General features: G+C 71.4%; 23 protein-coding genes. 7 read left to right on the forward strand and 16 right to left on the reverse strand.

The annotated features are described in order from the left end of the window. Nucleotides 1–88 precede the first annotated feature (88 nt). From NW895_RS23630 to NW895_RS23640, 3 genes are all read right to left on the reverse strand, one after another. Nucleotides 89–1,462, reverse strand: coding sequence for a deoxyribodipyrimidine photo-lyase (locus tag NW895_RS23630; protein WP_289937857.1), 1,374 nt, complete (start codon nucleotides 1,460–1,462; stop codon nucleotides 89–91). Further along, nucleotides 1,459–2,979: an SDR family oxidoreductase gene (locus NW895_RS23635; protein WP_289937858.1), complete on the reverse strand. Its 1,521-nt coding sequence runs from the start codon at nucleotides 2,977–2,979 to the stop codon at nucleotides 1,459–1,461. Before NW895_RS23635 ends, NW895_RS23630 begins: the two co-directional genes overlap by 4 nt. A gap of 389 nt (nucleotides 2,980–3,368) precedes the next feature. Then, nucleotides 3,369–4,958, reverse strand: coding sequence for an MDR family MFS transporter (locus NW895_RS23640; protein ID WP_289937859.1), 1,590 nt, complete (start codon nucleotides 4,956–4,958; stop codon nucleotides 3,369–3,371). A gap of 122 nt (nucleotides 4,959–5,080) precedes the next feature. Between NW895_RS23640 and NW895_RS23645 the strand changes: the two genes are divergently transcribed. Further along, nucleotides 5,081–5,677: a TetR/AcrR family transcriptional regulator gene (locus NW895_RS23645; protein WP_289937860.1), complete on the forward strand. Its 597-nt coding sequence runs from the start codon at nucleotides 5,081–5,083 to the stop codon at nucleotides 5,675–5,677. Here NW895_RS23645 and NW895_RS23650 read toward each other — a convergent pair. Next, a complete protein-coding gene (locus NW895_RS23650) occupies nucleotides 5,674–6,369 on the reverse strand; it encodes a M23 family metallopeptidase (protein WP_289937861.1) in 696 nt (231 codons plus the stop codon). The genes NW895_RS23645 and NW895_RS23650 overlap by 4 nt on opposite strands. Before the next feature lie 366 nt (nucleotides 6,370–6,735). Here NW895_RS23650 and NW895_RS23655 point away from each other — a divergent pair, with 366 nt between their 5' ends. The 3 genes from NW895_RS23655 to NW895_RS23665 all read left to right on the forward strand — a co-directional run bounded on the left by NW895_RS23655 (nucleotide 6,736) and on the right by NW895_RS23665 (nucleotide 11,133). Continuing rightward, entirely contained in the window at nucleotides 6,736–7,368 is a 633-nt protein-coding gene (locus NW895_RS23655; protein ID WP_289937862.1) for an HAD family acid phosphatase, read from the forward strand. Between the two features lie 130 nt (nucleotides 7,369–7,498). Further along, nucleotides 7,499–7,888, forward strand: a complete 390-nt coding sequence (locus NW895_RS23660) for a trypco2 family protein (protein WP_289937863.1) — start codon at nucleotides 7,499–7,501, stop codon at nucleotides 7,886–7,888. Further along, nucleotides 7,885–11,133 (forward strand): serine protease, encoded by a 3,249-nt coding sequence (locus NW895_RS23665; protein ID WP_289937864.1) that lies wholly within the window; start codon nucleotides 7,885–7,887, stop codon nucleotides 11,131–11,133. The genes NW895_RS23660 and NW895_RS23665 overlap by 4 nt, the downstream gene beginning before the upstream one ends. 66 nt (nucleotides 11,134–11,199) lie before the next feature. On the opposite strand, the gene NW895_RS23670 is transcribed toward NW895_RS23665, so the two are convergent. Beyond that, a complete protein-coding gene (locus tag NW895_RS23670) occupies nucleotides 11,200–13,725 on the reverse strand; it encodes an ATP-dependent Clp protease ATP-binding subunit (protein WP_289937865.1) in 2,526 nt (841 codons plus the stop codon). 431 nt (nucleotides 13,726–14,156) lie between these two features. On the opposite strand from NW895_RS23670, the gene NW895_RS23675 reads away from it, so the two are divergent. Next, nucleotides 14,157–14,837, forward strand: coding sequence for an SCO3374 family protein (locus NW895_RS23675; RefSeq protein WP_289938313.1), 681 nt, complete (start codon nucleotides 14,157–14,159; stop codon nucleotides 14,835–14,837). 488 nt (nucleotides 14,838–15,325) lie between these two features. Here NW895_RS23675 and NW895_RS23680 read toward each other — a convergent pair whose 3' ends face one another. From NW895_RS23680 to NW895_RS23725, 10 genes are all read right to left on the reverse strand, one after another. Then, nucleotides 15,326–15,661, reverse strand: coding sequence for an Lsr2 family protein (locus tag NW895_RS23680; protein WP_289937866.1), 336 nt, complete (start codon nucleotides 15,659–15,661; stop codon nucleotides 15,326–15,328). 216 nt (nucleotides 15,662–15,877) lie between these two features. Then, nucleotides 15,878–16,411 carry an amino-acid N-acetyltransferase gene (locus tag NW895_RS23685; RefSeq protein WP_289937867.1) on the reverse strand — a complete coding sequence of 178 codons (534 nt, stop codon included), beginning with the start codon at nucleotides 16,409–16,411 and terminating at the stop codon, nucleotides 15,878–15,880. 9 nt (nucleotides 16,412–16,420) lie between these two features. Further along, nucleotides 16,421–16,894 carry a BlaI/MecI/CopY family transcriptional regulator gene (locus NW895_RS23690; protein ID WP_289937868.1) on the reverse strand — a complete coding sequence of 158 codons (474 nt, stop codon included), beginning with the start codon at nucleotides 16,892–16,894 and terminating at the stop codon, nucleotides 16,421–16,423. 141 nt (nucleotides 16,895–17,035) lie between these two features. Beyond that, nucleotides 17,036–17,215, reverse strand: coding sequence for a hypothetical protein (locus tag NW895_RS23695; protein ID WP_289937869.1), 180 nt, complete (start codon nucleotides 17,213–17,215; stop codon nucleotides 17,036–17,038). 45 nt (nucleotides 17,216–17,260) lie between these two features. Further along, nucleotides 17,261–17,881, reverse strand: a complete 621-nt coding sequence (locus tag NW895_RS23700) for a hypothetical protein (RefSeq protein ID WP_289938314.1) — start codon at nucleotides 17,879–17,881, stop codon at nucleotides 17,261–17,263. 224 nt (nucleotides 17,882–18,105) lie between these two features. After that, the gene (locus NW895_RS23705; protein WP_289937870.1) at nucleotides 18,106–18,903 is read right to left on the reverse strand and encodes a type III pantothenate kinase; all 798 of its coding nucleotides are present in this window, start codon (nucleotides 18,901–18,903) and stop codon (nucleotides 18,106–18,108) included. A 17-nt stretch (nucleotides 18,904–18,920) separates the two neighbouring features. Next, nucleotides 18,921–19,895 carry a carboxylating nicotinate-nucleotide diphosphorylase gene (nadC, locus tag NW895_RS23710; RefSeq protein ID WP_289937871.1) on the reverse strand — a complete coding sequence of 325 codons (975 nt, stop codon included), beginning with the start codon at nucleotides 19,893–19,895 and terminating at the stop codon, nucleotides 18,921–18,923. Nucleotides 19,896–19,900: 5 nt separating this feature from the next. Further along, the gene (locus tag NW895_RS23715) at nucleotides 19,901–21,616 is read right to left on the reverse strand and encodes an L-aspartate oxidase (RefSeq protein ID WP_289937872.1); all 1,716 of its coding nucleotides are present in this window, start codon (nucleotides 21,614–21,616) and stop codon (nucleotides 19,901–19,903) included. After that, the gene (panC, locus tag NW895_RS23720) at nucleotides 21,613–22,605 is read right to left on the reverse strand and encodes a pantoate--beta-alanine ligase (RefSeq protein WP_289937873.1); all 993 of its coding nucleotides are present in this window, start codon (nucleotides 22,603–22,605) and stop codon (nucleotides 21,613–21,615) included. The genes NW895_RS23715 and panC overlap by 4 nt, the downstream gene beginning before the upstream one ends. Continuing rightward, on the reverse strand, nucleotides 22,602–23,531 hold the full coding sequence (locus tag NW895_RS23725) for a DUF2520 domain-containing protein (RefSeq protein WP_289937874.1): 930 nt from the start codon (nucleotides 23,529–23,531) through the stop codon (nucleotides 22,602–22,604). The genes panC and NW895_RS23725 overlap by 4 nt, the downstream gene beginning before the upstream one ends. 184 nt (nucleotides 23,532–23,715) lie before the next feature. On the opposite strand from NW895_RS23725, the gene NW895_RS23730 reads away from it, so the two are divergent. Further along, the gene (locus tag NW895_RS23730) at nucleotides 23,716–24,912 is read left to right on the forward strand and encodes a beta-eliminating lyase-related protein (RefSeq protein WP_289937875.1); all 1,197 of its coding nucleotides are present in this window, start codon (nucleotides 23,716–23,718) and stop codon (nucleotides 24,910–24,912) included. Here the strand turns inward: NW895_RS23730 and NW895_RS23735 are convergent. Beyond that, the gene (locus tag NW895_RS23735; protein ID WP_289937876.1) at nucleotides 24,902–25,111 is read right to left on the reverse strand and encodes a hypothetical protein; all 210 of its coding nucleotides are present in this window, start codon (nucleotides 25,109–25,111) and stop codon (nucleotides 24,902–24,904) included. The two genes, NW895_RS23730 and NW895_RS23735, sit on opposite strands and share 11 nt — an antisense overlap. Before the next feature lie 157 nt (nucleotides 25,112–25,268). On the opposite strand from NW895_RS23735, the gene NW895_RS23740 reads away from it, so the two are divergent. Then, the gene (locus NW895_RS23740) at nucleotides 25,269–26,363 is read left to right on the forward strand and encodes a DUF5937 family protein (protein ID WP_289937877.1); all 1,095 of its coding nucleotides are present in this window, start codon (nucleotides 25,269–25,271) and stop codon (nucleotides 26,361–26,363) included. Nucleotides 26,364–26,368 lie beyond the last annotated feature (5 nt).

A 26,368-nucleotide genomic window follows, 5' to 3' on the forward strand; every position in this document is an offset into this window, starting at 1 on the left:
GCGTCGGGGCACCCGTCGGTCCGGTCGCCCGGCCGGGAGCGGCACGGTCCGCACCGGCGGCTCCGGCGGTGCACGCAGGAGCCGCCCTTCAGCCGCTGCCGCGGGCGCGCCTGAAGCGGGCCAGTCCGTCCGTGAGGCCGATCAGCGGTTCCGGGTAGTCGAGGCGGGCGCGCCGGTCCTCCTGGAGCCGCCATGGTTCGTGCACCAACCGGTCCTCCACGGCGTGCAGCTCGGGCACCCATCGGCGTACGTAGGCTCCCTGCGGGTCGAAGCGTCGGCCCTGGAGCACCGGGTTGAGGACGCGGTGGGGCCGGGTGTCCGTGCCGGTGCCGGCGACCCACTGCCAGTTGAGCTGGTTGTTGACGATGTCGCCGTCGACGAGCAGGTCGAGGAAGTGCCGGGCCCCGATCCGCCAGTCCACGTACAGCGTCTTGGTCAGAAAGCTCGCCACCAGCAGCCGGGCGCGGTTGTGCATCCAGCCCTCGTGACGCAGCTGGCGCATTCCCGCGTCCACGATCGGGTACCCGGTGCGGCCCTCCCGCCACGCGGCGATGTCCTGGGCCGCGTCCTTCTCGCCCCGCCACTGGTCGTGCCGGGTGCGGTAGTCCCGGTAGGACGCGTCGGGGCGGGCCGCCAGCACCTGGTGGTGGAAGTCACGCCAGCACAGCTGCCGCACGAACGCCTCCGCCCCGGGGCCCCCGTGCGCCCGGGCGCGCCGGATCAGCTCGACAGGGGACAGCGCACCGAAGTGCAGATAAGGCGACAGCCGGGAGGTCGCGTCGCCCGCGAGGTCGTCCTGACGTTCCTCGTAGCGGGACAGACCTCCCTCGGCCCACCGGGAGAACCGGTCGCGTCCCGCTCGCTCTCCTCCGGTGGGCAGGCCCGGCGAGACGCCGGACAGGCCGGCGCGGCGCGGCAGCGGCTCGCCGCGCACTTCCTCGGGCACGCGCACGGTACGCGGCGCGGGGCGCAGATCCCGCAGCCGTTCACCCGACCAGCGCCGGAAGTAGGGGGTGAACACGGAGTAGTGGTCGGAGCCGGACGGCGTCACCGCCCCGGGGGCCACAGCGGTGATCACGGCGTCGTGCACCCGCAGCGCCACGCCGCTGTGCCGCAGCAGGCCGCGCAGCCGCTCTTCCCGCCGCTGGGCGTAGCCGGTGACGCCTGCGGCCGTGTGTACCTCTGTGGCACCGCACTCGGCGGCGACCGCCCCGACCTCACGCGCGACCGGCCCCGAGCGCACGACGAGCCGGCCGCCGCGCCGGCGCAGCGAGGCGTCGAGACCGGCCAGGCAGTCGGTGAGGAAGGCGAGGCGGTTGGGGGCGTCGAAGCCCACCGCGCGCATCCCGGGATCGCGTACGAAGAGCGGCACCACCTCGTCGGCCGCCGTGAGTGCGGCGTGCAGCGGCGGATGATCGTGCAGACGCAGATCCGCGGTGAACAGGACGACCGCGACGGTCATGTCGTCCCTCCTGGTGTCATGCCCTTGGCGGCGGCCTGTCCGATGTTGCGGGCCATGCCTCCGAAGACCACGGCGTGGAAGGGGGAGACGCTCCACCAGTAGGCGTGGCCGAGCAGGCCGCGTGGGTGGAACAGGGCGCGCTGCCGGTAGCGGGTGCGGCCCTCGTCGTCGGTCTCGGCGTACATCTCCAGCCATGCGAGGCCGGGCAGTCGCATCTCGGCACGCAGCCGCAGCAGATGGCCCGGCTCGATCTCCTCGACCCGCCAGAAGTCCAGGGAGTCGCCGACGCGCAGGTGTTCGGCATCGCGTCGTCCACGGCGCAGGCCGACTCCGCCGACGAGCCGGTCCAGCCGGCCGCGGACCGTCCAGGCCGGCGGGAAGGAGTACCAGCCGTTGTCACCGCCGATGCCTTCGATCACCTGCCACAGCGCCCGCCGGGACGCGTCGACCCGGAGCTGCCGAGCGTCCTCGTAGAGACTGCCGCCGGCCCAGTCCGGGTCCGTGGGCAGCGGGTCGCTGGGCGCGCCGGGTGCGGCGGCGGACGACCAGCGGGTGGCGACCTGGGCCTCCCGCACGCGCCGCAGCGCCTGGGCCAGTGCCTCGTCGAACGGCAGCGGCCGTCCAGGCGGGTCGGGGACGTAGCGGGTGATGTCGCGTTCGCGGCAGACGACCTCGTGACGCAGCGACTCGGTCAGGGGCCGGGCGATGGAGGCGGGCACCGGGGTGACGAGGCCGACCCAGTGGCTGGAGAGCCACGGGGTGAGGACGGGCACCGGCACGATGATCCGCCGCCGCAGCCCGGCGACGGCCGCGTACCGGCGCATCATCTCCCGGTAGGTGAGGACGTCCGGCCCGCCGATGTCGAACGCCCTGTCCACCTCGGCCGGCATGGTGGCCGAGCCGACGAGGTAGCGCAGTACGTCGCGCACCCCGATCGGCTGCGTCCGCGTCCGCACCCATCTGGGGGTCACCATGACAGGCAGCCGCTCGGTGAGGTAACGCAGCATCTCGAAGGATGCCGATCCCGAGCCGATGACGACCGCGGCCCGCAGCACCGTGGCGGGCACGGGTGCCGCCAGGAAGATCCGGCCGACCTCGGCGCGGGAGCGCAGATGCGGGGAGAGCTCCCGCTCCGGGACGCCGGCGGGCGTGAGTCCGCCCAGATACACGATGCGCCTCACCCCGGCGGCGTGCGCCTGCTCGGCGAAGGTCCGGGCGGCGCGGCGGTCGGTGTCCTCGAAATCCGCGCCCGTACCGAGCGCGTGCACGAGGTAGTACGCGACGTCGATGCCGCGCATGGCCTCGGCGACCGATGCGGCGTCCGTGACGTCACCGCGTACGGTCTCGGCGTCCCGGGCCCAGGGGTGGTCGCGCAGCTTGCCGGGTGAGCGGGCCAGGCACCTCACCCGGTGACCCGCCTCCAGCAGCTCCGGCACCAGACGGCCGCCGATGTAGCCGGAAGCCCCGGTGACCAGGCAGTGCAGCCGCTCCGTCGTCCGCTGTCGGTCCGTGTCCACGAGCGTCCCTCCGTGCGGTCCGGCGTCGTGACCTCTTGTGCTTCCGGTCATGAGCGCTGCGGCGGCGCCGCGCCCGTCGCCGCGGCGCGGCGCGGCGCGAACGGGCACAGGGGCCCGTCCGGCCTCCAAAATCGCCTGCGCGGGCGGCCATGACGGCCGGCTCCCAGGTCACTCGGCAGGACGTCGGGTGATCGGGAGTGCCTCGCAGCGCTGTGGCCCGCGGGACCGGCTGCCGAAGGCATCGGGCGGTTCCCACCACTCCACGCAACCACTTCGGCGGGCACCGGGCATCCGGACGCATGCCCCGGGGACAGTGCCCGGCGCTCACGAGACGCACGGCGAAGCCCCCGGCCGCTGGGCAGCAGCCGGGGGCTTCACTCACCGCGGAATCAGACCGCCTCGGTCACCGGAGCCTTGGCCTCGGCGCCGTCGCCCGGCCCGTCCGCGTCCTTCGGTCCCGCCCCCTTGAGCGGGGTCTCCTTCACGAACACCGCCGCCACCAGCACGACGACCGCCACCACCGCTCCCAGCAGGAACGCCCCGTGCGTCCCGGCGGACACGGCGTGCTGGTACGCCTCCCGCACCGGCGCCGGCAGCTTCTCCAGGCCCGCCGCGTCCAGCTGCGCCGACTGCTCGGTCACCTTGGCGCCCAGCGCCCCGGCCCGCTCGGCCATGACGTCCTGGACCCGGTGGTTGAACAGCGCGCCCATGATGGCGACGCCGAAGGAGGAGCCGAGCGTGCGGAAGAGCGTCGTGGACGAGGACGCGACGCCCATGTCCTTCATCTCCACGCTGTTCTGCGCGACCAGCATGGTGATCTGCATCAGGCAGCCCATGCCGAGGCCGACGACCGCCATGAACACACCGGAGGTGAAGCGGCTGGTCCCGGTGTCCATGGTGGACAGCAGGTACAGCCCGACGAACATCAGCACACCGCCGACGATCGGGAACACCTTGTAGCGCCCGGTGTTCGTGGTCACCCGCCCCGCGATCATCGAGGTGACCAGCATCGCGCCGAGCATCGGCAGGAGCAGCAGCCCGGAGTTGGTCGCGGACGCGCCCTGCACCGCCTGCTGGTACAGCGGCAGGAAGAGCGTGGCCCCGAACATCACGAAGCCGGTGATGAAGCCGATGACGGACATCAGCGTGAAGTTGCGGCTGCGGAAGATGTGCAGCGGCACGATCGGCTCCGCGGCCCGGGTCTGCCAGAAGACGAACCCGACGAGCGCGGCGACACCGATGCCGATGAGCTCCATGATCCGCGCGGAGGTCCAGGCGTACTCCGTGCCGCCCCAGGTGGTGACGAGCACGATGGAGGTGATGCCGACCGTCAGCAGCGCGGCGCCCAGATAGTCGATCCGCGCCTCGGCCCGCTTCTTCGGCAGGTGCAGTACGACACTGATGGCGGCCAGCGCGACCAGGCCGAGCGGCAGGTTGATGTAGAACGCCCAGCGCCAGCCCCAGTTGTCGGTGATGGTGCCGCCGACCAGCGGCCCGCCGATCATCGCCAGCGCCATGACGCCGGCCATCATGCCCTGGTACTTGCCGCGCTCGCGGGGCGGGATCAGATCACCGATGATCGCCATGACGCCGACCATCAGACCGCCGGCGCCGAGTCCCTGAACGGCACGGAAGCCGATGAGCTGGCCCATGTCCTGGGCCATGCCGCTGAGCGCGGAGCCGATCAGGAAGAGCACGATCGAGCTCATGAACGTGCCCTTGCGGCCGTACATGTCGCCGAGCTTGCCCCAGATCGGGGTGGAGGCGGCGGTGGCGAGGGTGTAAGCGGTGACCACCCACGACAGGTGCTCCAGGCCGCCCAGATCGCCCACGATCGTCGGCATCGCGGTACCGATGATCATGTTGTCGAGCATCGCGAGCATCATCGCGATCATCAGCGCGAGCAGCACCACCCGCACGCTCTTCGGCTGTTTGCCGCTGTCCTTGTCGACGGTCCCGCCCGCCGGTGTGTCCGCCATCGTTTCCACTCCCCCACCTACTGCTACTTACTTGCCGCCCGGCTAGTGACTACACTCAGAACGTAGAGGCGTAACTAGCCGGGCGTCAAGTAAGTTTTTGGGAAAGCGCTTGGAGTAGGAGGATGGGCGGCACCATGGACGGCACCAAGCAGCGGCGCCGCGGGAACACCCGCCAGCGCATCCAGGACGTGGCGCTCGAACTCTTCGCGGAGCAGGGCTACGAGAAGACCTCACTGCGCGAGATCTCCGAGCGCCTGGAGGTGACCAAGGCCGCGCTGTACTACCACTTCAAGACGAAGGAAGAAATCCTCGTCAGCATCTTCGAGGACGTCTCCCAGCCGATCGAGGACCTGATCGAGTGGGGCCGCCAGCAGCCGCACACCCTTGAGACGAAGCAGGAGATCCTGCGCCGCTACAGCGACGCGCTGGCGGTCGCGGCCCCGCTCTTCCGCTTCATGCAGGAGAACCAGGCCACGGTACGGGAGTTGCGCATCGGCGAGATGTTCAAGAACCGCATGCTCGGCATGAAGGACATCCTCGTCGACCCGGACGCCGACCTGGTCGACCAGGTCCGCTGTATCAGCGCGATGTTCACGCTGCACGCCGGAATGCACGTCCTGAGCGACATCGAGGGCGACCCCGAGGCCAAGCGCGAGGCGGTCCTCGAAGTCGCGATCGATCTGGTCACCCAGGCCCACCAGGCGACGGAACGCCCTTAGACGGTCACGCCCTTGGCACGCAGGAACTTGACCGGGTCGACGGCCGAGCCGTAGTTCGGGGTCGTACGGATCTCGAAGTGCAGGTGCGGGCCGCTGGAGTTACCGGTGTTGCCGGACTCCGCTATGTGCTGACCGGTCTTGACGACCTGGCCGACCTGCACGTCGATCCGCGACAGGTGGGCGTACTGGGAGTACGTGCCGTTGCCGTGCTTGATGACGATGGCGTTGCCGTACGCGGGACCGTCACCGGCGCCGTTGCCGCCGGCCTTGACCACGGTGCCGCCGTGCGCGGCCATCACGTTGGTCCCGCTCGGCACGGCGAAGTCCTGCCCGCTGTGGGTGGACTGCCACATGCCGCCGGCCTGGGCGAAGCTCGCGGACAGCCGGTACTTCGCCACCGGGTCCACCCAGGAGGCGGCCTTCTTCTCGGCGGCGGCCTTCTTGGCGGCAGCGGCCTTCTTGGCGGCAGCGGCCTTGGCAGCCTTCGCGGCATCGGCGGCCTTCGCGGCCTTGGCCTGGGTGGCGGCCTGCGCCTGGACGGCGGTCGAGGCGCTGGAGGCCGCCGAAGTGTCGGCGGCGGCCGCGACCCCGGCCCCCAGCACGACCGAGGCTCCCAGACCGGCGGCCACCACGGCGGCACGGTTGCGGAGAAGGGACGTACGGGACGAGCGGGACGTGACGCGCTGGGACATCTGAACCTCATGGGGACGGGGACATGAAAACCACCCGGCACTCAGGCGGTCGCCGGATGGGCCATCCCTTGGTAACCCCCGAAGACGAAAATGCCCAAAAGGGCTATCTACTGCCCTTTGTAGTACGTCAGCCCGATAACCCCCTAAAGCCGCATTCCCATCTCCGGATACGCCACTATTCCTGCTAGTAACGGACAAATCGGCTGTGCGGCATGTCACCACAGGGCGAGTTCGGCGGACTGCACAATGTGACGCACGCCTCTAGCCACCTACCGTTCGGTAACCCTACGGTTCCCCTTGCGCCATCCACGCCCCAGATCATGCACCCGTCAATGGCAGCAGTACGGACGTGAGAGGACCCCCCACATGAGCAGCAGACGCCCCTGGTCGCGCCGCGTCTCCGTGACCGCCGTCTCCGCGGCCGCCCTCCTGGCGCTGGCCGCCCCCGCCGACGCCACCACCACGGGCACCACCACGACGGCGACCGCCACATCCGCCGCGGCGGACGTCGACTACGCCACCTGGCAGAAGGACTGCCAGGCCGTCATGGACCAGGCGCTGCCGTACCTGAAGCAGCGGATCGCGGCCACCAGGCCGGGCGAGAAGCAGGCGATCGTCTTCGACATCGACAACACCACCCTGGAGACCGACTTCGGCTTCAGCTACCCGCAGCCCGCCAACAAGCCGGTCCTTCAGGCCGCCCAGTACGCCCAGGACCACGGCGTCGCCCTGTTCTTCGTCACCGCCCGCCCCGGCATCATCTACTCGGCGACCGACTACAACCTCAAGAAGGTCGGCTACAAGGTCTCCGGCCTCCACGTGCGCAGCTTCATCGACCTCTTCAAGAACGTGGCCGAGTACAAGACCGCCCAGCGCGTCGACATCGAGTCGAAGGGCTACACGATCATCGCCAACATCGGCAACAGCGCCACCGACCTGTCGGGCGGCCACGCCGAGAAGACGTTCAAACTGCCGGACTACAACGGACAGTTGTCGTAGGCGGACCTGTCACGACACCAGGGGCCGGTCCCGCCATGGGCCCGGCCCCTTGCGCCAACACCCTCCCCGGCAGCACAAGGGACAGTAAAATCCCCGTAGTTGCTGAGCGCGCGCACTCAACGGGGGACACATGGGCGCCCATTCACCACGCAACGCGCCGGAAGAAGCCGAGGGAATCGACCTCGCCGACGCCGTCGCCACCGTCCGCGACCAGCTCATCGAGGCGGCCGTCCGCGCCTCCGGGCAGCCGGTCTCCTTCGAAGTGGGCGACATCAGCATGGAGTTCACGCTGGAGCTGCGCAGGGAGACCAAGGGCGGCGGCAAGGTCAAGGCGTGGGTGGTGGAAGCCGGCGCCGACACCGCCCGCACCACGGGCCGCACCCACCGCGTCGCCTTCACCCTCACCCCGCGCGACGCCCGGACCAACGCCCCCTGGCGGGTCGGCAACGACGACCCGGGCAGCACGGCGGGCTTCGGCCAGGGCACCCCGGTGCCCCGCCCCGCGCCGCCCGCGCGATGACACCCGCCGACGGTCCGGCCGCCCGCGCCGTCGTGGTGCTGGGCGAGCGGCAGGGCACCGGCGTCGCGCTCAACGGACGCCTCGTGCTGACCTGCGCCCACGTCATCGGCTCCGCCGAGGCGCCGGCCGTCGCCCACCCGCGGCAGGCCGGCCGTACCTCCGCCGAGGTCATCTGGTCCGACCCCGAACGGGACGCCGCCCTCCTCCTCACCTCCGAGGAACTGGCCTGCGCGGCGCACGTACGGGTCGGCCATCTCGCCACCGAACAGCCACTGCCGCACTGCGAGATCATCGGCTACCCGGACATCCAGCGTCAGGACGGGCTGTTCATCACCAGCGACCAGTTCACCGGCACGGTGCTGCCCGCCGCGTCCTACCCGCGCTCCGTCCTGACCTTCGCCTTCGACAGCGCCCCCGCCGCCGAGGTGCCGGACGGCCCGAGCCCGCTCGCCGGCCTGTCGGGCGCGCCGGTCTTCGCCGGCGACGTCCTCCTCGGCATCGTCACCGCCGTCCCGCGCGGCCGCGGCCACCTGCGCGCCGAGGGCATCCGGATCAGCGACCTCACGTCACTGCCGTACGACCTCCCCGAGACCGAGCCGATCACCCGGCACCACCCCCTGGACCGCGCGTACGAACGCGATTACGCCCGTGCCGTCGGCATCGCCTTCCGCACCATGAAGGTCTTCGGCCTCGACGACCTGAACCGCCGGCAGTCCGAATGGGATCTCGACACCGCCTATCTGAGCCTGGAGGCGGCCCCGCGCATCTCCGAGGCGGACGCGCGCAACCTCGACACGGCGACGACCCGGCAGCCGTCCTTCTCCACCTTCTCCACCTCCCTCCCGGAGCGCACCCCGCAGCGCGTCGACACCCTGCTGTCGACCCGCCCCCGCGTCCTGTTGCGCGGCGACGCGGGAGCCGGGAAGACCACCCTGGTGTGGTGGCTGGCCACGCACACCGCCGCCGGCACCCACGGCCCCGCCCTGGCCGCGCTGAACGGCCTGGTCCCCTTCATCGTCCCGCTGCGCACCCTGCGCGCCCAGGGCGGCGCCTTCCCACCGCCCACCCAGCTCCCGCGGGCCGCCCGCCTGGTGGTCGACGAGCCGCCCGACGGCTGGGCCGGCCGCGTCCTGGAGGCCGGCCGCGCCCTGCTGCTCGTGGACGGCCTCGACGAGGTGCCCCAGGCCGAGCGGGAGGAGGCCCACCGCTGGCTGACGGCGCTGCTCGCGCGCTACCCCCGCACCCGCTGCGTGGCGACCGTACGCCCGCTGGCCGTCGAACCCGACTGGCTGGAGGCGGCACGCTTCGAGGAGTTGCGTCTGCTGCCGCTGCGGGACGACGACATCCAGACGTTCGTCGCCGCCTGGCACCGGGCCGCCCGCATGGAGGACGACGACCAGGAGCTGCTCGCGGAACTGGAGCAGGACCTGTCGCAGCAGTTCCGGCACAACCCCGCGCTCCGCGACCTGGCGCGCACCCCGCTGCTGTGCGCGGTGATCTGCGCCCTGCACCGCAGGCACGAGGGCTTCCTGCCCGAGACCCGGTTCAGGCTCTACCAGTCGGCGCTGGAGATGCTCCTCGGCCACCGGGACAAACGGCGCCGTGTGGACGCCCCCGACGGCATCACCATGACCGTCGAGGAACACCATCAGATCCTGCAGCGGATCGCGGTCTGGCTGGTGCGCTGCGGCCAGTCGGAGTTCGGCCGCGCCGAGGCCCGCCCCCTGCTGGAGCAGGCCCTCGCCGGCATGGACCGCGTCCGCCGCCAGGGCAGCCCCGAGGTGATCCTCACGCACCTGCTCAACCGCTCGGGGCTGCTGCAGGAGCGCGGCGACGACTCCTACCAGTTCATCCACCGCACCTTCCAGGACTTCCTCGCCGCGAAGGAGCTCGTGGAGAGCAACTCACTGCGGGAGCTCGTCCGCAACGCCCACGACGAGGTGTGGCAGGACGTCGTCCTGCTGGCGGCCGGTCACTGCCGCCGGGAGATCGGCGACCTGCTGACGGGCCTGCTCGCCAAGGCGGACGCGCCGGGCACACCGCACCCGCTGCGGGTGCAGCTGCACGTCCTGACGGCGCTGTGCGCCCAGCACGCGGCATGGCTCGACGCCGATCTGCTGGAGCGGGTACGACAGCGGATGGTGGCGCTCGTGGGATCCCTGACCTCTGCGGAGGTGCCGCAGGCGGCGCGGCTCGGGCCGTACGTCCTGGAGTTCCTGCCGGATCCGGAGGCCCTGGAGGGCGGGCGGGCGCGGGCGGTCGCGGATCTCGTCGGCCGGGTCGGCGGCGCCGAGGCCATCCCCTACGCCAGACGGCTCGTCGCGGCGCCCGGCCTGCCGAGCTCGGTCTCCGCCCGCCTCGCGCACGCGTGGAGCAACTTCCCCACCGCCGAATACGCCCGCGAGGTACTGAGCCGGATCTCGGCCGGCCTGTCCTTCCCGGTGTCCTCCAGAGAACAGCTGGAACTGGTGCACGAGCTGCCGGTGGGCCGGAGCATCCGCCTCAGCGGCCCCTTCACCTCCCCCGAACTGGCCGTGGCCAACCTGCCGGGGCTCCGCAGACTCCACCTGGAGCGGCTGCCCGCGGTCGAGGACCTGGATTTCCTGCGGCCGCACGGACGGCACCTGCGGTACCTGAGCGTCACCCCGAACACGCCGGCGCTCAAGGACATCTCCGCCGTGGCCGACCTGCCCGCGCTGACCGGTCTGTCCCTGCGGGTCCTGCTGCAGTGCGAGGCGCTGAGGCACCTGGCGGACGCCACCGAGCTCACCTCGCTGACCGTGTCCACGCCCTATCTCACCTCGGTGTCCCAGCTGCCCGTTCACCCGCACGTCACCCAGCTCTCCCTGCCCGTGCAGCGCCTCGTGGAGATCAGCGGCCTCGAAGCGTGGGAGTCGCTGACCTCCCTCACGCTGCCCCGTCCCCTGAACCCGGCCGGGTTCTGGCGGTTCGTCCGCGACTCGCGCCGGATCTCCCACGTCGATACGACCATGGAGTCCCTGACGGAGCTACGGCAGCTCGACGCCATGCCCGCGGTGAGGTCGCTGCGGCTGAGGCAGGTGACCGGACTGCCGGAGGCGGAGGAGCTGACGGCCGCCTTCCCCACGCTCACCGAGCTGGTGCTCAGCCTGGCCCCGGGGCACCGGGTCCAGCCCCACGATCCGGGCCTCGACCGCCTGCGCGTGATCCGGCCGGATCTGAGGGTCGCGTTCTACGAGCCGTCCGCCGCCGGTGGCGCGCACTGACAAGACGAAAGGGGGCCGGCACCCCTGCGGGTACCGGCCCCCTTTCGCGCGGAGACCGCGTGAGGCTTACGCCTCCTTGCTCAGGTTCGGCCCGGCACCGCCGGCCGCCTGCTCGATCGGCGGGACGTCGGGCAGCGCCGACTTCTCCTCACCGCGGAAGGTGAAGGTCTTGTTCTCGCCCTCGCCCTCGGTGTCCACGACCACGATGTGACCGGGGCGCAGCTCGCCGAAGAGGATCTTCTCCGACAGCGTGTCCTCGATCTCGCGCTGGATGGTGCGACGCAGCGGACGCGCACCCAGCACCGGGTCGTAGCCCTTCTTGGACAGCAGCTCCTTGGCGGTCTGGGACAGCTCGATGCCCATGTCCCGGTCCTTGAGGCGCTCGTCCACCTTGCTGATCATCAGGTCGACGATCCGCAGGATGTCGTCCTGGGTCAGCTGCGGGAAGACCACCACGTCGTCGACGCGGTTGAGGAACTCGGGCCGGAAGTGCTGCTTCAGCTCGTCCGAGACCTTGTTCTTCATGCGCTCGTAGTTGGTCTTCGTGTCACCCGCGGCGGCGAAGCCGAGGTTGAAGCCCTTGGAGATGTCCCGGGTGCCGAGGTTGGTCGTCATGATGATGACCGTGTTCTTGAAGTCCACGACCCGGCCCTGGGAGTCGGTCAGACGACCGTCCTCCAGGATCTGCAGCAGCGAGTTGAAGATGTCCGGGTGGGCCTTCTCGACCTCGTCGAAGAGGACGACCGAGAACGGCTTGCGGCGCACCTTCTCCGTCAGCTGACCGCCCTCCTCGTAGCCCACGTAGCCGGGGGGCGAACCGAAGAGACGGGAGACCGTGTGCTTCTCGCTGAACTCCGACATGTCGAGGGAGATCAGCGCGTCCTCGTCACCGAAGAGGAACTCGGCGAGCGCCTTGGACAGCTCGGTCTTACCGACACCGGACGGGCCGGCGAAGATGAACGAGCCACCCGGACGCTTCGGGTCCTTCAGACCGGCGCGCGTACGGCGGATCGCCTTCGACAGCGCCTTGACGGCGTCGTCCTGGCCGATGACCCGCTTGTGCAGCTCCTCCTCCATGCGGAGCAGGCGGCTGGACTCCTCCTCGGTCAGCTTGAAGACCGGGATGCCGGTGGCCGTGGCGAGGACCTCGGCGATCAGCTCGCCGTCGACCTCGGCGACGACGTCCATGTCGCCGGCCTTCCACTCCTTCTCCCGCTTGGCCTTGGCGGCCAGGAGCTGCTTCTCCTTGTCGCGGAGGGAGGCGGCCTTCTCGAAGTCCTGCGAGTCGATCGCGGACTCCTTGTCGCGGCGGACGCCGGCGATCTTCTCGTCGAACTCGCGCAGGTCCGGCGGCGCGGTCATCCGGCGGATGCGCATCCGGGAACCGGCCTCGTCGATCAGGTCGATCGCCTTGTCCGGCAGGAAGCGGTCCGAGATGTACCGGTCGGCCAGGGTGGCGGCCTGGACCAGCGCCTCGTCCGTGATGGAGACGCGGTGGTGGGCCTCGTACCGGTCACGCAGACCCTTGAGGATCTCGATCGTGTGCGGCAGGGACGGCTCCGCGACCTGGATGGGCTGGAAGCGGCGCTCCAGGGCCGCGTCCTTCTCCAGGTGCTTGCGGTACTCGTCCAGCGTGGTCGCACCGATGGTCTGCAGCTCACCGCGGGCCAGCATCGGCTTCAGGATGGAAGCCGCGTCGATGGCGCCCTCGGCGGCACCCGCACCGACCAGCGTGTGGAGCTCGTCGATGAACAGGATGATGTCGCCGCGGGTGCGGATCTCCTTGAGGACCTTCTTCAGGCGCTCCTCGAAGTCACCGCGGTAGCGGGAGCCGGCGACCAGCGCGCCGAGGTCCAGGGTGTAGAGGTGCTTGTCCTTGAGGGTCTCGGGCACCTCGCCCTTGACGATGGCCTGGGCGAGGCCCTCGACGACGGCGGTCTTGCCGACGCCGGGCTCACCGATCAGGACCGGGTTGTTCTTCGTACGGCGGGACAGCACCTGCATGACCCGCTCGATCTCCTTCTCGCGCCCGATGACCGGGTCGAGCTTGGACTCACGGGCGGCCTGGGTGAGGTTCCGGCCGAACTGGTCGAGGACCAGGGACGTCGAGGGCGTGCCCTCGGCAGGCCCGCCGGCGGTGGCGGTCTCCTTGCCCTGGTAACCGGAGAGCAGCTGGATCACCTGCTGCCGCACGCGGTTGAGATCTGCGCCCAGCTTGACCAGGACCTGGGCGGCGACGCCCTCGCCCTCGCGGATCAGGCCGAGCAGGATGTGCTCCGTGCCGATGTAGTTGTGGCCCAGCTGAAGGGCCTCGCGGAGCGACAGCTCCAGGACCTTCTTGGCACGGGGGGTGAAGGGGATGTGGCCCGAGGGCGCCTGCTGGCCCTGGCCGATGATCTCCTCCACCTGCTGGCGGACCGCCTCGAGCGAAATCCCGAGGCTCTCAAGGGCCTTGGCGGCGACACCCTCACCCTCATGGATCAGGCCCAGGAGGATGTGCTCGGTGCCGATGTAGTTGTGGTTGAGCATCCGGGCTTCTTCCTGAGCCAGGACGACAACCCGCCGCGCGCGGTCGGTGAACCTCTCGAACATCGTTAATCGCTCCTCAGAGCGGTCAGGCAGTGGGGGGAACTTCCCCTCCCTGTCCTTCCGCAGCTTAGTCCCGCAAGCGGGGACCGCTCATTCCAACTGCCGACACCCGTGCTTGGCCTCCTGACCCCGAACGCCGACATCTGCTCCAACCCGATGGTGCGAGACGATGTTCCCGCAGGCCAGGCAGTTACCCCCTTCGCCAGTACGCCGATGGCGAACGTGAGACGGCCCTTTCTGCGCAACGCCCCCTCCCACTAGGGATGTCTTACCCGCTGCGACGGACAGTCCATGCCGCGTGCACGGGTTCCCTCCGCTACGGGCGAACAACCTTGCCCCGACCCGAGCCCCCACACGCCCCCTCGTTCCGCACTCTGCGCACTCGAATGGATACCAAGCGTAACCGGCACGCGCTTCCGGTGGTTGCACTTGGCATGGTCGGCACCCCGCCCTCGGTCACCGCGATCCCCCTTCCTCGCAGGCCGTCGGACCCGAGCGGCCCTATCCCCTATGACCCATTTCACACCCGAGATGTTCCGAACCGCAGGGGCGGTCAGGGGCACCGGGGCCACCGCTGGTACCGCCGCTGGTACCGCCGCTGGTACGAGGAGGAGCTGGGCTGGCCGACGGCGCCCGGGTCTCCTCTGCGGCTCCTGGTGGGAGTGCGTTTCGACGTCCTGGACGTCCCCGCCGAGGCGGGTCACGGGGCGCTGCGGCGGCTGAGGCCGGGATCTCCGGTGGCGGTGCAGGGCGACCGGATGCGGCTGCTGGTGGCCGCGGGCAGCGCGGAGGAGGTGCCCGGGCTGCTGGACTGGCTGGAATGGGGCGCGCTGGCGCTCGATCTGACGGCGATCGGCGAGGGCGCCCTCATGGACGCGCCACCGCCCCCCGGGCCCGGTGCCGCGTGCAGGGGGTCGCTTCCCCTGGACCCCCGCGGTGCGGAGGGGGCCGCCGTGTGGCTGCGGCCCCCCGCGCCGGGGCGCGAGGCCGAGGCCTCGCTGCCGGCGCTGTCGGCCTTGGGGGGCGGTGGAGACGCCCCCGATCTCGTTCGGCTGCTCGACACGGTGGCCACACAGTGCCACCGGGTCCGGCTGCGGCACGCCTGCCGCACCTGACCGCCGGCCCGCCCGCGGGCGCCACGCCGGTTGAGCGGGGCGGGGACGGGACTCCGGCGCCGGCGATCCCGGCCCTGCGCGCCTGGTGGTGCTGAGGCGTGGTGGGGCTCGGTTCGTCGGGCTCGGTTCGTCGGCCCCAAGGGTTGTACTTCGTGGCCACGAGCGTTGTGCGGTGTGGACACGAGCGTTGTCGCGCGGTGTGGATCACGGCTTTCGTGCTTCTTGGCCACGGGATCGTGTGCGTGGGCCGCGAGCATCCTGCTCCGTGAGCACGGATTCGGTGCTCCGTGAGCACGGATTCCGTGCTCAGTTAGCACGCATTCGGTGCTCCGTGAGCCACCAGCGCCTTGCTTCGTGACCACGAAGCCGTACTCAGTGGACCGCGAGCGCTGTGCTGCGTGGTCCGGGGTTCGTGGGCCACGGTGGCGCCCATAGACCGCGCGGACCTCGTGCTCGTCGGCCGCGCGGGCCTGGGGTGGGGTGTTCGATCAGGCGTTGGCCTTCTCGTACGCCTCGCGGATCGACGCGGGAACTCGGCCCCGGTCGTTCACCTCGTAACCGTTCTCCTTCGCCCACGCGCGGATGGCAGCGGTGTCCTGGCTGCCACCGGAAGAGGCGCGCGCCTTTCCACGCCCGCCCGAAGCGCGGCCTCCGGTACGACGACCGCCCTTCACGTAAGGCTCGAGAAGGCCACGGAGCTTGTCCGCATTGGCGGTGGTGAGATCGATCTCGTACGTCTTGCCGTCCAGCGCGAACGTCACGGTCTCGTCCGCCTCGCCGCCGTCGAGGTCGTCGACAAGAAGGACCTGAACCTTCTGTGCCACCGGATTTCCTTTCATCGATAACTTGAGGGCCCGGGGGTCTGCCGGCGTCCGCCGTATCGCCGTCCCCTGTTATATGCAGTACTGCAGTACGTCGGAAAGCAAACCGCTTTTGCGGGAAAAACACAAACCCCCGGCAGAGACCGACGGTCCCCCCTCGGTACGGAAACATGCGCGTTTCGGACATAGGGAACCCGAGAGCGGCCGTCACCGGAACGATCACAGATGCAGAAGCATCCGGCTGTTGCCCAAGGTGTTCGGTTTCACTCGTTCGAGACCGAGGAACTCCGCGACGCCCTCGTCATAGGAACGCAACAGCTCCGCGTAGACATCGGTGTCGACCGGAGTCTCTCCGATCTCCACGAAGCCGTGCTTGCCGAAGAAGTCCACTTCGAAGGTCAGACAGAAAACACGGCGAACGCCGAGCCAGCGCGCGGTGTGCAGCAACTTCTCCAGCAACTGATGTCCGACGCCCGCGCCCTTCAGGCCGGGCTTCACGGCGAGAGTGCGCACTTCCGCGAGGTCTTCCCACATCACGTGCAGCGCGCCGCAGCCGACCACCTCGGCGTTGTCGTCCCGTTCCGCGACCCAGAACTCCTGGATGTCCTCGTAAAGCGTCACCGTCGCTTTGTCGAGCAGGATGCCCTCGCGGACGTACGCGTCGAGGAGACGACGTACGGCCGGGACATCGCTGGTACGGGCCCGCCGGACGGTGATGGCTTTTGCGGTGACTTCGGGGCTCTCTGCTGCCATGAGCGGACGCTATCGCCCGCCGCCTCCCTGAGCGGAGCCGGGGTTGCGGCCGGGGCTATCGGTGGCTTCCGTCTCGGTGGAGGCATTCGATGACGGCGGGGCTTGATCGGGTTCCGGTGTTTCCGGACCCTGGACGATGCGCAGGGCGTCCCGGAGGGCCTGTCGCTGTTCGTCGCTCATCATCGCGAAGAAGGCGACGAGGGCGGCCGCGGCGTTGTCACTCTGGGACCAAGCGTCGTTCATCAGCGCGGCGGCGTAGGCGGCACGCGTGGAGACCGCCTCATATCGATAGGCCCGGCCTTCCGCCTCGCGGCGTACCCAGCCCTTCTGATGGAGATTGTCCAAAACGGTCATCACCGTGGTGTACGCGATGGACCGTTCCTGCTGGAGGTCTTCCAGGACTTCTCGAACGGTCACCGGCCGGTTCCACTTCCAGACCCGCGTCATGACCGCGTCTTCGAGTTCTCCCAATGGGCGAGGCACAACTCAGAACAATAGTGGGAGAACTCGACATCTGCGTGACGGACGTGCACTTGTAGTGACAGATGAGAACAAAAAGGGCGTACGACTCTCATGCGCGCGATGTGGTGTGCGCGGAGTCGTACGCCGCCGGGGGCGATCTGGTCAGGCGTCGGGGTGCGCGGGGGCCTGGCGGGCGCCCTCCGCTCGCGCGATGGCGGCGTCGACGGCCGCGTCCTCCTTGGCCTTGTTGGCGCCGCCCTGGGTCTTCACGATCACCCTGATCACGGCGATGAAGAAGACGGCCATGACGACCGGGGGCAGGAGCGCGGAGACGTAGTCCATGGACCCAGGGTAGCCAGGGGGCGGGGGGCGGCCGGAGCGGGGTGGTCAGCCTGCGGCGAGTTGCTGCGGGGGGTTCGCGGGGGGTGGGGTCGGTTTCCGGCGGGGGAAGACCTCGCCCGGGGTGGGGATGGGGCGCTTCGGGGCCGCGGGGGCCGGGGCGGGGGCGGGTTCGGCGGGGGCGGGGCGTGGGGACGGCTTTTCCACGGGCTTCTTCTCGGGCTTCTTGGCGGGTTTTTCGTCTGTCTGGGAAAGGCCGCCGGGGAGGGCCGTGAGGAGGCGGGTGCGGGAGGCGGGGACGGTGGGGGTGCCGGGGGCGGTGGGGACGGCCGGGGTGGTTGCGCAGCGGTTCAGGAGGGCTGCGGCCGCGGGGTTGCCGCTGAGGGCGCGGAGCGCTGCGAGGTCGTCGGGGGTGGGGTGGTGTCCGGCGCCCAGGGCCTCGTCCAGGAGTGCCAGGTAGCCGACGGCGGAGCCGGGGAGGGCGGCGCGGTACCGGGCCAGGTCGGCCACGAGGAAGGCGCGCAGTCGGGCGCCCTCGCGCATCGCCTCGTCGAGCGACTCCACGAGGCGGAGGCAGTTCTGTACGTCCTCGGCCGAGACGGGGCTGGGATGGAGGGCGAGGGCGAGGGCGCGGCGGAGCACACGCAGCTCCTCCGCGCCGAACACCATGCCGCCGCGGGATCCGTATGGCGTGGGCATGCGGCGACGATACGCGCTAATCAGACAAATTTGACATAGCGGATGGGTGTGGCGCGGGGGTGCCACTCGGGTGGTGGTGCGGATGCCTGCGGCGGCCTGCGCGGGCGGGGTGGCGTGGGTGCGCGCCGATCGGCGGCACCCCGTCGCGCCGGGCTGCGGCACCCCGCCCGGGCACCGCAACGCCGGTCACGTGCTCACAGGCGGGAGACGTTCCGTTCGTACACCAGACGGAGTCCGATCAGTGTCAGCCACGGCTCGTGTTCGTCGATGACCGAGGACTCGCCCAGAACCATCGGCGCCAGTCCGCCCGTCGCGATCACCGTCACGTCGTCCGGGTCGTCGGCGAGTTCGCGGGCCATGCGGTTGACGACCCCGTCGACCTGGCCGGCGAAGCCGTAGACGATGCCCGACTGCATCGCCTCGACCGTGTTCTTGCCGATCACGCTCCGGGGGCGGGCCACCTCGATCTTGCGGAGCTGGGCGCCCTTGACACCGAGGGCCTCGACGGAGATCTCTATGCCGGGGGCGATGACACCGCCGACGTACTCCCCGCGGGCGGACACCGCGTCGAACGTCGTCGCCGTACCGAAGTCGACGACGATCGCGGGGCCGCCGAAGAGGTCGACCGCCGCCACCGCGTTGATGATGCGGTCGGCGCCCACCTCCTTGGGGTTGTCGGTCAGGATCGGTACGCCCGTCTTGACACCCGGTTCGACGAGGACCGCCGGGACGTCGCCGTAGTAGCGGCGGGTCACCTCGCGGAGCTCGTGCAGGACCGACGGGACGGTCGCGCAGATGGCGATGCCGTCGATGCCGTCGCCCAGCTCGTCGCCGAGGAGCGGGTGCATGCCCATCAGTCCCTGGAGCAGGACCGCGAGCTCGTCGGCCGTGCGGCGCGCGTCCGTGGAGATGCGCCAGTGTTCGACGATGTCCTCGCCGTCGAAGAGGCCGAGGACGGTGTGGGTGTTGCCTACGTCGATCGTCAGCAGCATGGCCCGTACCCGCTCCCCTATTCCGCCGGCCGCAGGTCCAGGCCGATGTCCAGGATCGGCGAGGAGTGGGTGAGGGCCCCTACGGCCAGGTAGTCGACGCCCGTGTCCGCGTACGCCCTGGCGTTGGCCAGGGTCAGGCGGCCGGACGCCTCCAGCATCGCCCTGCCATCGACGACGGCCACGGCCTCCTCGCACTCGCCGGGCGTGAAGTTGTCCAGGAGGATCAGGTCGGCACCGGCGTCCACGACCTCGCGCAGCTGGTGCAGGGTGTCCACCTCGACCTCGATGGGGACGTCCGGGAAGCGTTCGCGGACCGCCTTGAAGGCCTCGGCGACGCCGCCCGCGGCGACCACGTGGTTGTCCTTGACCAGGGCCGCGTCCGACAGGGACATGCGGTGGTTGACGCCTCCGCCGCAGCGGACCGCGTACTTCTCCAGGGAGCGCAGGCCGGGGGTGGTCTTGCGGGTGTCGCGGACCCTGGCCTTCGTGTCCTGAAGGGCGTCCGCCCACGCGCGCGTGGCGGTTGCGATGCCCGACAGGCGGCAGAGGATGTTCAGCGCGCTGCGTTCGGCCGTGAGGAGGTCGCGGGTGCGGGTGGTGATGGAGAGGAGCTTCTGGCCCGCCTCCACGCGGTCGCCGTCCTCCGCGTGGCGTTCCACGGCCAGTTCCTCTTCGCAGACCACGGAGATGACCGCTTCGGCGATCCTGAGGCCCGCCACCACGCCCGCCTCACGTGCCGTGAAGTCGGCGGTGGCGACGGCGTCCTCGGGGATCGTCGCGACCGTGGTCACGTCCACACCGTGGGCCAGGTCCTCCTGGATGGCCACGTTGGCGATGTCCTCGACCTCCACGGGGTCGAGTCCGGCGTCGGCCAGGAGCTGGGCGAGCGCGGGGTCGAGCCCGCACTCCAGGTATTCCTCGTCGGCGGCCGCGCCGCAGGCGCAGCCGTCGCCGCAGCCGCCCTGGGCGAGGGGAAGGTCGGGGGTGGTCACTTTTGTCACTGCTCCTGGAGAGGCCGGCTGATCGGGGGGAAGTCTGCGGTATCCGTGGTGTTCACGGCCAGCGTGCGGTCGGGGTTCAGGCGTACGACGATGTGGCGGCGCCATGCCGTGTCGTCGCGGTCGGCGTGGTCCTCGCGCCAGTGGCAGCCGCGGGTCTCCTCACGGAGCAGGGCCGCGGCGACCAGGACGCGGGCCACGCACAGGAGGTTGGTGGCCTCCCAGGTGTCGACGCCGGGCTCGGCCGTCTTGCCGTTCTCGTCGAGGGCGTCCCGGGCGTCGGCGTGCAGCCGCTGGAGCTGTTCGGCGGCCTTGGTGAGGGATTCCGCCGAGCGCAGGACGCCGGCGCCGTCCGTCATGATGCGCTGGATCGCGAAGCGGGCCTCGGCCGCCTGCAGGGGATGGGCCGGCTTCTCGGGGTGCTCCACGGGTTGCGGCACGCGCGCGTGGAAGCCGTTCTCCGCGTGGTTGTCCGCGATGTCCGCGGCGATGCGCTCGGCGTAGACCAGGCCCTCCAGGAGGGAGTTGGACGCGAGGCGGTTGGCGCCGTGCACGCCGGTACAGGCGACCTCGCCGCACGCGTACAGGCCGGGGACGGTGGTGCGGCCGTGGGAGTCCGTGCGGACTCCGCCGGAGGCGTAGTGGGCCGCCGGCGCCACGGGGACGGGTTCCGTGACCGGGTCGATGCCGTGGGCCCGGCAGGCGGCCAGGATCGTCGGGAAGCGGTGTTCCCACATGTCGGCGCCGAAGTGCCGGGCGTCGAGGTACATGTGCTCGGCGTCCTGCTCCTGCATGCGGCGCAGGATGCCCTTGGCGACGATGTCCCGGGGGGCGAGTTCCGCGAGTTCGTGCTGCCCGGCCATGAAGCGCACGCCGTCGGCGTCGACCAGGTGGGCGCCTTCGCCGCGTACGGCCTCGGAGACCAGGGGCTGCTGGCCCTCCGCCTGCGGGCCGAGGAAGAGGACGGTGGGGTGGAACTGGACGAACTCCAGGTCGCTCACCTCGGCGCCCGCGCGGAGGGCGAGGGCCACGCCGTCGCCGGTGGAGACGGACGGGTTGGTCGTCGCGGAGAAGACCTGGCCCATGCCGCCGGTGGCCAGGACCACGGCGGGGGCGTGGACAGCTCCCACGCCGTCGTGCTGGCCCTCGCCCATGACATGCAGGGTGACGCCCGCGGTGCGGCCGTCGGCGTCCGTCAGCAGGTCCAGGACCAGGGCGTTCTCGATCGTGCGCACACCGCGCGCGCGTACCGCCTCGACGAGCGCGCGGGAGATCTCCGCGCCGGTGGCGTCGCCGCCGGCGTGGGCGATGCGGCGGCGGTGGTGGCCGCCCTCGCGGGTGAGTTCCAGGCCGCCTTCCGACGACTCGTCGAACTGGGCGCCGGTGTCGATCAGCCGGCGTACGGCGCCGGGGCCCTCGGTGACCAGGAGCCGTACGGCCTCCTCGTCGCACAGGCCCGCGCCGGCGACCAGGGTGTCGTCCAGGTGCTGTTCGGGGGTGTCGCCCTCGCCGAGGGCCGCGGCGATGCCGCCCTGGGCCCAGCGGGTGGAGCCGTCGTCGAGGCGGGCCTTGGTGACGACGACGGTGTTCAGGCCCGCGGCCTCGCAGCGCAGGGCCGCGGTGAGGCCGGCGACGCCGGAGCCGACGACCACCACGTCCGCCGGGATGGACCACCCGGGGGCGGGCGCGTGCAGTCGTATGCCTGTGCTGGTCACGAGGCGGCTCCGAAGGTGAGGGGAATGTTGTCGATCAGCCGGGTCGTCCCGACCCGGGCGGCGACGGCGAGGACGGCCTCGCCGGTGAAGTCGTCCCCGACCTCGGTGAAGTCGGAGGGGTCGACGAGGGCGAGGTAGTCCAGTTCGAGCGGCGGGTCGAGGCGGGTGGCCTCGTCGAGGACGAGGTGGGCGGCCGCACGGACGGCGGAGGGGCCGGCCGGGGAGGCCTTGGCGACGGCGTGCGCGTCGGCGGCCGCGCGGGACTCCCCTATGGCGCTGAGCGCCTCGGCACGCGCGTGCGTGGCGGGCACCTCACGGGCCCGTGCGCGCAGCGCCTCCTGGGCGGCGTGCCGGTCCTGGCCCGCGAACAGGGCCTGGGACAGGGCGAGCGCGGTGCGGCGTTCCGCGGGCGAGAGGTAGCGGTTGCGGCTGGACAGGGCCAGGCCGTCCTCCTCGCGGACGGTGGGCACGCCGACGATCTCGACGCCGAAGTTCAGATCCCGCACCATCCGGCGGATCAGGGCGAGCTGCTGGGCGTCCTTCTGCCCGTACAGGGCGACGTCCGGGCGGGTGAGGTGCAGCAGCTTGGCGACGACGGTGAGCATGCCGTCGAAGTGGCCGGGGCGGGAGGCGCCCTCCAGGCGTTCGCCCATCGGTCCGGCGCTGATGCGGACCTGGGGTTCGCCGCCCGGGTAGACCTCCTCCACCGAGGGGGCGAACACGACGTCCGCGCCCGACAGTCCGGCGAGCTTGAGGTCGGCTTCCAGGGTGCGCGGGTAACGGTCGAGGTCCTCGCCCTTGCCGAACTGCAGTGGGTTGACGAAGACGGTGACGACGACCTCGCCGTCGGGGCCGGCGATCTCGCGCGCGGTGCGGATGAGGGTGGCGTGCCCCTCGTGCAGGGCGCCCATGGTCATCACGACGGCCCGGCGACCATGGCGCACACGCGCGTGCAGCTCGTCGGCGGTGCGCAACAGGGTGGTGGTCATCCGGCGTCTCCCTCGGTGCCGTCGGTGCCGTCGGCGAGTACCCCGAGGAGGTCCTCGGCGAGTTCCGGCTTCAGCAGGCCGTGGGCGAGCGCCCGGTCGGCGGTCGCGCGCGCCATCGCCAGGTAGCCGGCGACGGCCTGCGGGGCGTGCCTGCGCAGCTCGGTGACGTGCGCGGCGACCGTGCCCGCGTCCCCGCGCGCGACGGGGCCGGTCAGGGCGGCGTCGCCGGAGCGCAGGGCGTTGTCGAGGGCGGCGCCCAGCAGCGGGCCGAGCATCCGGTCGGGGGCCTCGACGCCGGCCTCGCGCAGCAGTTCCAGGGACTGGGCGACGAGGGTGACCAGGTGGTTGGCGCCGAGTGCGAGGGCCGCGTGGTACAGCGGGCGCATCTCCTCGGCGATCCACTCGGGCTCGCCGCCCATCTCGATGACGAGGGCCTCGGCGGCCAGGCGCAGCTCCTCGGGCGCCGTGACGCCGAAGGAGCATCCGGCCAGGCGCTGCACGTCGACGGGCGTGCCGGTGAAGGTCATCGCCGGATGCAGGGCGAGCGGCAGGGCGCCCGCGCGGAGGGCGGGGTCCAGCACCTTGGCGCCGTACCGCCCGGAGGTGTGCACGAGCAGCTGGCCCGGCCGCACGGCCCCGGTCTCGGCGAGCCCGGCCACGAGAGGGGGCAGGGCGTCGTCGGGGACGGTCAGCAGGACCAGCTCGGCGCGCGCCAGGACCTCGACGGGCGGCACGACCGGCACGTCGGGGAGCAGGGCCGCGGCGCGCCTTCTGGAGGCCTCGGAGACCCCGGAGACGGCCACCGGGCGGTGCCCGGCGAGCTGGAGGGACGCCGCGAGCGCGGGGCCCACGCGGCCGGCGCCGACGACGCCGACGGTGAGCCGCGCGGGGCGGTCCTTGGGGTCTGGTTGTTGGACTGTACTCACGCGACGGCGGCCTTCCCGTTCCAGTCCGCTTCGGGTACCGGACGATTTCTCGTCATGTTAACGCGATCGGTTCGAGCGGTGTTCGGTTGTCCACAGGCTGTGGGTTTCCGTGCGGCGCTCACCTATGAGTCCGGGTACGGAAATGCGGGTGCCCGCGCGGCCCGGTGCGCGTCATGATCCGGGGATGAGCGATACGGCGGAGCAGGGCGGACAGCGGGTGGACGGGGTGTCCGACGAGGAGCGGCGCGGGCGGCTGCGTGAACGGCGCACAGCGGCGCACCGCAGCGCACGACGTGTGTTCGCGCGCCTCGGTTTCCAGAAGACCCTCCGGGAGCGCCTGGCACTGCTGGACGCGGCGGAGGACGTGTACGACCTGGACGAGCCGTCGGACCTGTACGGCGACGGCGTCGTCGAGGCCCTGGAGGAGAAGGTGGCCGCGCTGCTCGGCCTGGAGGGCGCGGCGTTCTTCCCGACGGGCACGATGGCCCAGCAGGTGGCCCTGCGCTGCTGGGCGGGCCGCACCGGCAGCCCGACGGTCGCCCTGCACGCGCTCGGCCATCCCGAGGTGCACGAGCGGAACGCGTTCAGCCAGGTCAGCGGTCTGCGCCCGGTGCGGGTGACGAGCGAGCCCCGGCTGCCGACCGCCGCCGAGGTGCGGGACTTCGAGGAGCCCTTCGGGGCGCTGATGCTGGAGTTGCCCCTCAGGGACGCCGGTTTTCTGCTGCCCACCTGGGAGGAGCTGTCCGAGGTCGTCGAGGCGGCACGGGAACGTGACGCGGTGGTGCACTTCGACGGGGCCCGCCTGTGGGAGTCCACCGTCCACTTCGGCCGGCCCCTGGACGAGATAGCGGGCCTGGCCGACAGCGTCTACGTGTCGTTCTACAAGTCCCTCGACGGCTTCGGCGGCGCCGCCCTCGCCGGTCCGAAGACGCTGGTGGAGGAGGCGAAGGCCTGGCGGCACCGCTACGGCGGCACGGTCTTCCAGCAGTTCCCCACGGCGCTGTCGGCGCTGGTCGGGCTGGAGCGGGAGCTGCCCCGGCTGCCGGAGTACGTGGCCCACGCGCGTGTGGTGGCCGCCGCGCTGCGCGAGGGCTTCGCGGCGGCCGGCCTGCCGTGGGCGCGCGTGTACCCCGAGGTGCCGCACACCCATGACTTCCAGGTGTGGCTGCCGTACGACGCCGAGGCCGCCGCGGAGGCGGCGGTCCGGACGGCCGAGGAGACGGGCTCCGTGCTCTTCGCCCACGGCTGGGACCAGAAGGGACCGGGCCTGTGCTGCACCGAGGTCTACGTACGGGCCCCCGGCCTGGAGTGGACGGCGGGGGACGTGAAGGCGGCGGTCGCGGAGTTCGTCTCCCGGCTGACGCAGGAGGTCAGGCGGTAGAACGCGGGCTCAGCCACCGGCCCAGGCCGTGCCGGATCCGCCCGCGGGCCGGGCGTCCGGCGACGACCGCCAGGAACTGCCGCCGGTCGCGCCACTCGCGCACGGCCTGCCACTCATGGGTGCCGGGCGCGGGCGGAGCCGGCTCGCCGAGCTGCCGGGCGCGGTAGGTGTCGAGGAGGTACTGCTCGGTGATGCTCATGGCCGGTCGCCTCTCGGGACGTGGGGACGGGTTCCGGAAGGCTCCGCGGCTGCCCCGGTGGGTCCACCGTGCGCCGGTACGGCGGCGAAGTCCCGTCGATTGACGGCGGCCGTCAATCGTGGGCCGCGTTGTCGGTGCCGGGATGCACCATGAGGGCATGAGCGTGAGCATCGACATCGCGGGGCTGCGGCAGGAGGGGATCGCCGTGCTGCCCTCACCCCTGGCCGAACTGGGCTCGGCGTTGCACGTGCTCGCCGAACCCGTCCATCACCCCGGCCTCAGGGGCTGGGCGACCGCTGTCTCGGCACGCCTGGAGCCGGAACTGGCCGACCGGCTGTGCGAGGCCGACTTCCTGTGGACGGCGTTGCCGGACCTCTTCCTGCCGTTCGCCGGCCTACCGGGCCGCGGCACGCTGCCGGGTGCCACGATCGCCGAGGAACTGGATCTGCTGGACAAGCTGTCCGACGAGCAGTTCGTGGCCGCCGCGCTGGAGTTCACCACGTGCGGCGGGCCGGACACGGAGGTGCTCGGCGATCCAGAGCTGCGGGAACGGGCGCTGGAGCTGTCCGCCGCACGCGGTCCCCGCCAGGTGCGCTTCACCCGCAGGCTGTTCGAGGACCCGCCCGCGGTCCGTGCCTGGTTCCGGCAGCTGGTGCGGGACTGCGAGGACGCCTTCTTCGCGGACACCTGGGCGCGCGTGAAGGGCCGGCTCACCGCCGACGCCCGCCACAAGACCGAGGTGCTGCGGCACAAGGGCCTGGCCGGCATGCTGGCCGAGGTGTCCCCGGCGGTGACGCTGGACGAGAAGGGCACGCGCATCACCATCGACAAGCTGTGGGAGGGACGCACCACCGCGGGCGACGGCGGCCTGGTGTTCATCCCCACCAGCCTCGGCTGGCCCCATCTGCTCGTCCTGCATCGGCGGGACTGGCAGCCGGTGGTGCACTACCCGGTGAGTGCGCCCGGCACCGTGGACCCGCCGTCGGTCGAGCAGCTCACCCTGCGGCTGACCGCGCTCGCGCACCCGGTGCGGACGCAGCTGTGCCGCCACCTCGCGCGCGGGGCGTTCACCACGAGCGAGCTGGCGGACGCTCACGGCATGACCGCACCGGAGATATCCCGGCATCTGAGCGTGCTGAAGAAGGCGGGCCTCGTCACCACCCGCCGGCGCGGCCGCTACGCGCAGCACCAGCTGGATCTCACGGCGGTGGCCCGCCTGGGCAGCGACTTCATCGAGGGCGTCCTGCGCTGAACGCG

The organism is Streptomyces sp. S.PNR 29, from assembly GCF_030386795.1.
In the GTDB taxonomy this organism is placed as follows: Bacteria; Actinomycetota; Actinomycetes; order Streptomycetales; family Streptomycetaceae; genus Streptomyces.

Coding starts and splice junctions, on each gene's coding strand:
- NW895_RS23630 (WP_289937857.1), bottom strand. CDS start 1,462: ATGACCGTCGCGGTCGTCCTGTTCACCGCGGATCTGCGTCTGCACGAT.
- NW895_RS23640 (WP_289937859.1), bottom strand. CDS start 4,958: ATGGCGGACACACCGGCGGGCGGGACCGTCGACAAGGACAGCGGCAAA.
- NW895_RS23645 (WP_289937860.1), top strand. CDS start 5,081: ATGGGCGGCACCATGGACGGCACCAAGCAGCGGCGCCGCGGGAACACC.
- NW895_RS23650 (WP_289937861.1), bottom strand. CDS start 6,369: ATGTCCCAGCGCGTCACGTCCCGCTCGTCCCGTACGTCCCTTCTCCGC.
- NW895_RS23655 (WP_289937862.1), top strand. CDS start 6,736: ATGAGCAGCAGACGCCCCTGGTCGCGCCGCGTCTCCGTGACCGCCGTC.
- NW895_RS23660 (WP_289937863.1), top strand. CDS start 7,499: ATGGGCGCCCATTCACCACGCAACGCGCCGGAAGAAGCCGAGGGAATC.
- NW895_RS23665 (WP_289937864.1), top strand. CDS start 7,885: ATGACACCCGCCGACGGTCCGGCCGCCCGCGCCGTCGTGGTGCTGGGC.
- NW895_RS23670 (WP_289937865.1), bottom strand. CDS start 13,725: ATGTTCGAGAGGTTCACCGACCGCGCGCGGCGGGTTGTCGTCCTGGCT.
- NW895_RS23675 (WP_289938313.1), top strand. CDS start 14,157: ATGGTCGGCACCCCGCCCTCGGTCACCGCGATCCCCCTTCCTCGCAGG.
- NW895_RS23685 (WP_289937867.1), bottom strand. CDS start 16,411: ATGGCAGCAGAGAGCCCCGAAGTCACCGCAAAAGCCATCACCGTCCGG.
- NW895_RS23695 (WP_289937869.1), bottom strand. CDS start 17,215: ATGGACTACGTCTCCGCGCTCCTGCCCCCGGTCGTCATGGCCGTCTTC.
- NW895_RS23700 (WP_289938314.1), bottom strand. CDS start 17,881: ATGGTGTTCGGCGCGGAGGAGCTGCGTGTGCTCCGCCGCGCCCTCGCC.
- NW895_RS23705 (WP_289937870.1), bottom strand. CDS start 18,903: ATGCTGCTGACGATCGACGTAGGCAACACCCACACCGTCCTCGGCCTC.
- panC (WP_289937873.1), bottom strand. CDS start 22,605: ATGACCACCACCCTGTTGCGCACCGCCGACGAGCTGCACGCGCGTGTG.
- NW895_RS23730 (WP_289937875.1), top strand. CDS start 23,716: ATGAGCGATACGGCGGAGCAGGGCGGACAGCGGGTGGACGGGGTGTCC.
- NW895_RS23735 (WP_289937876.1), bottom strand. CDS start 25,111: ATGAGCATCACCGAGCAGTACCTCCTCGACACCTACCGCGCCCGGCAG.
- NW895_RS23740 (WP_289937877.1), top strand. CDS start 25,269: ATGAGCGTGAGCATCGACATCGCGGGGCTGCGGCAGGAGGGGATCGCC.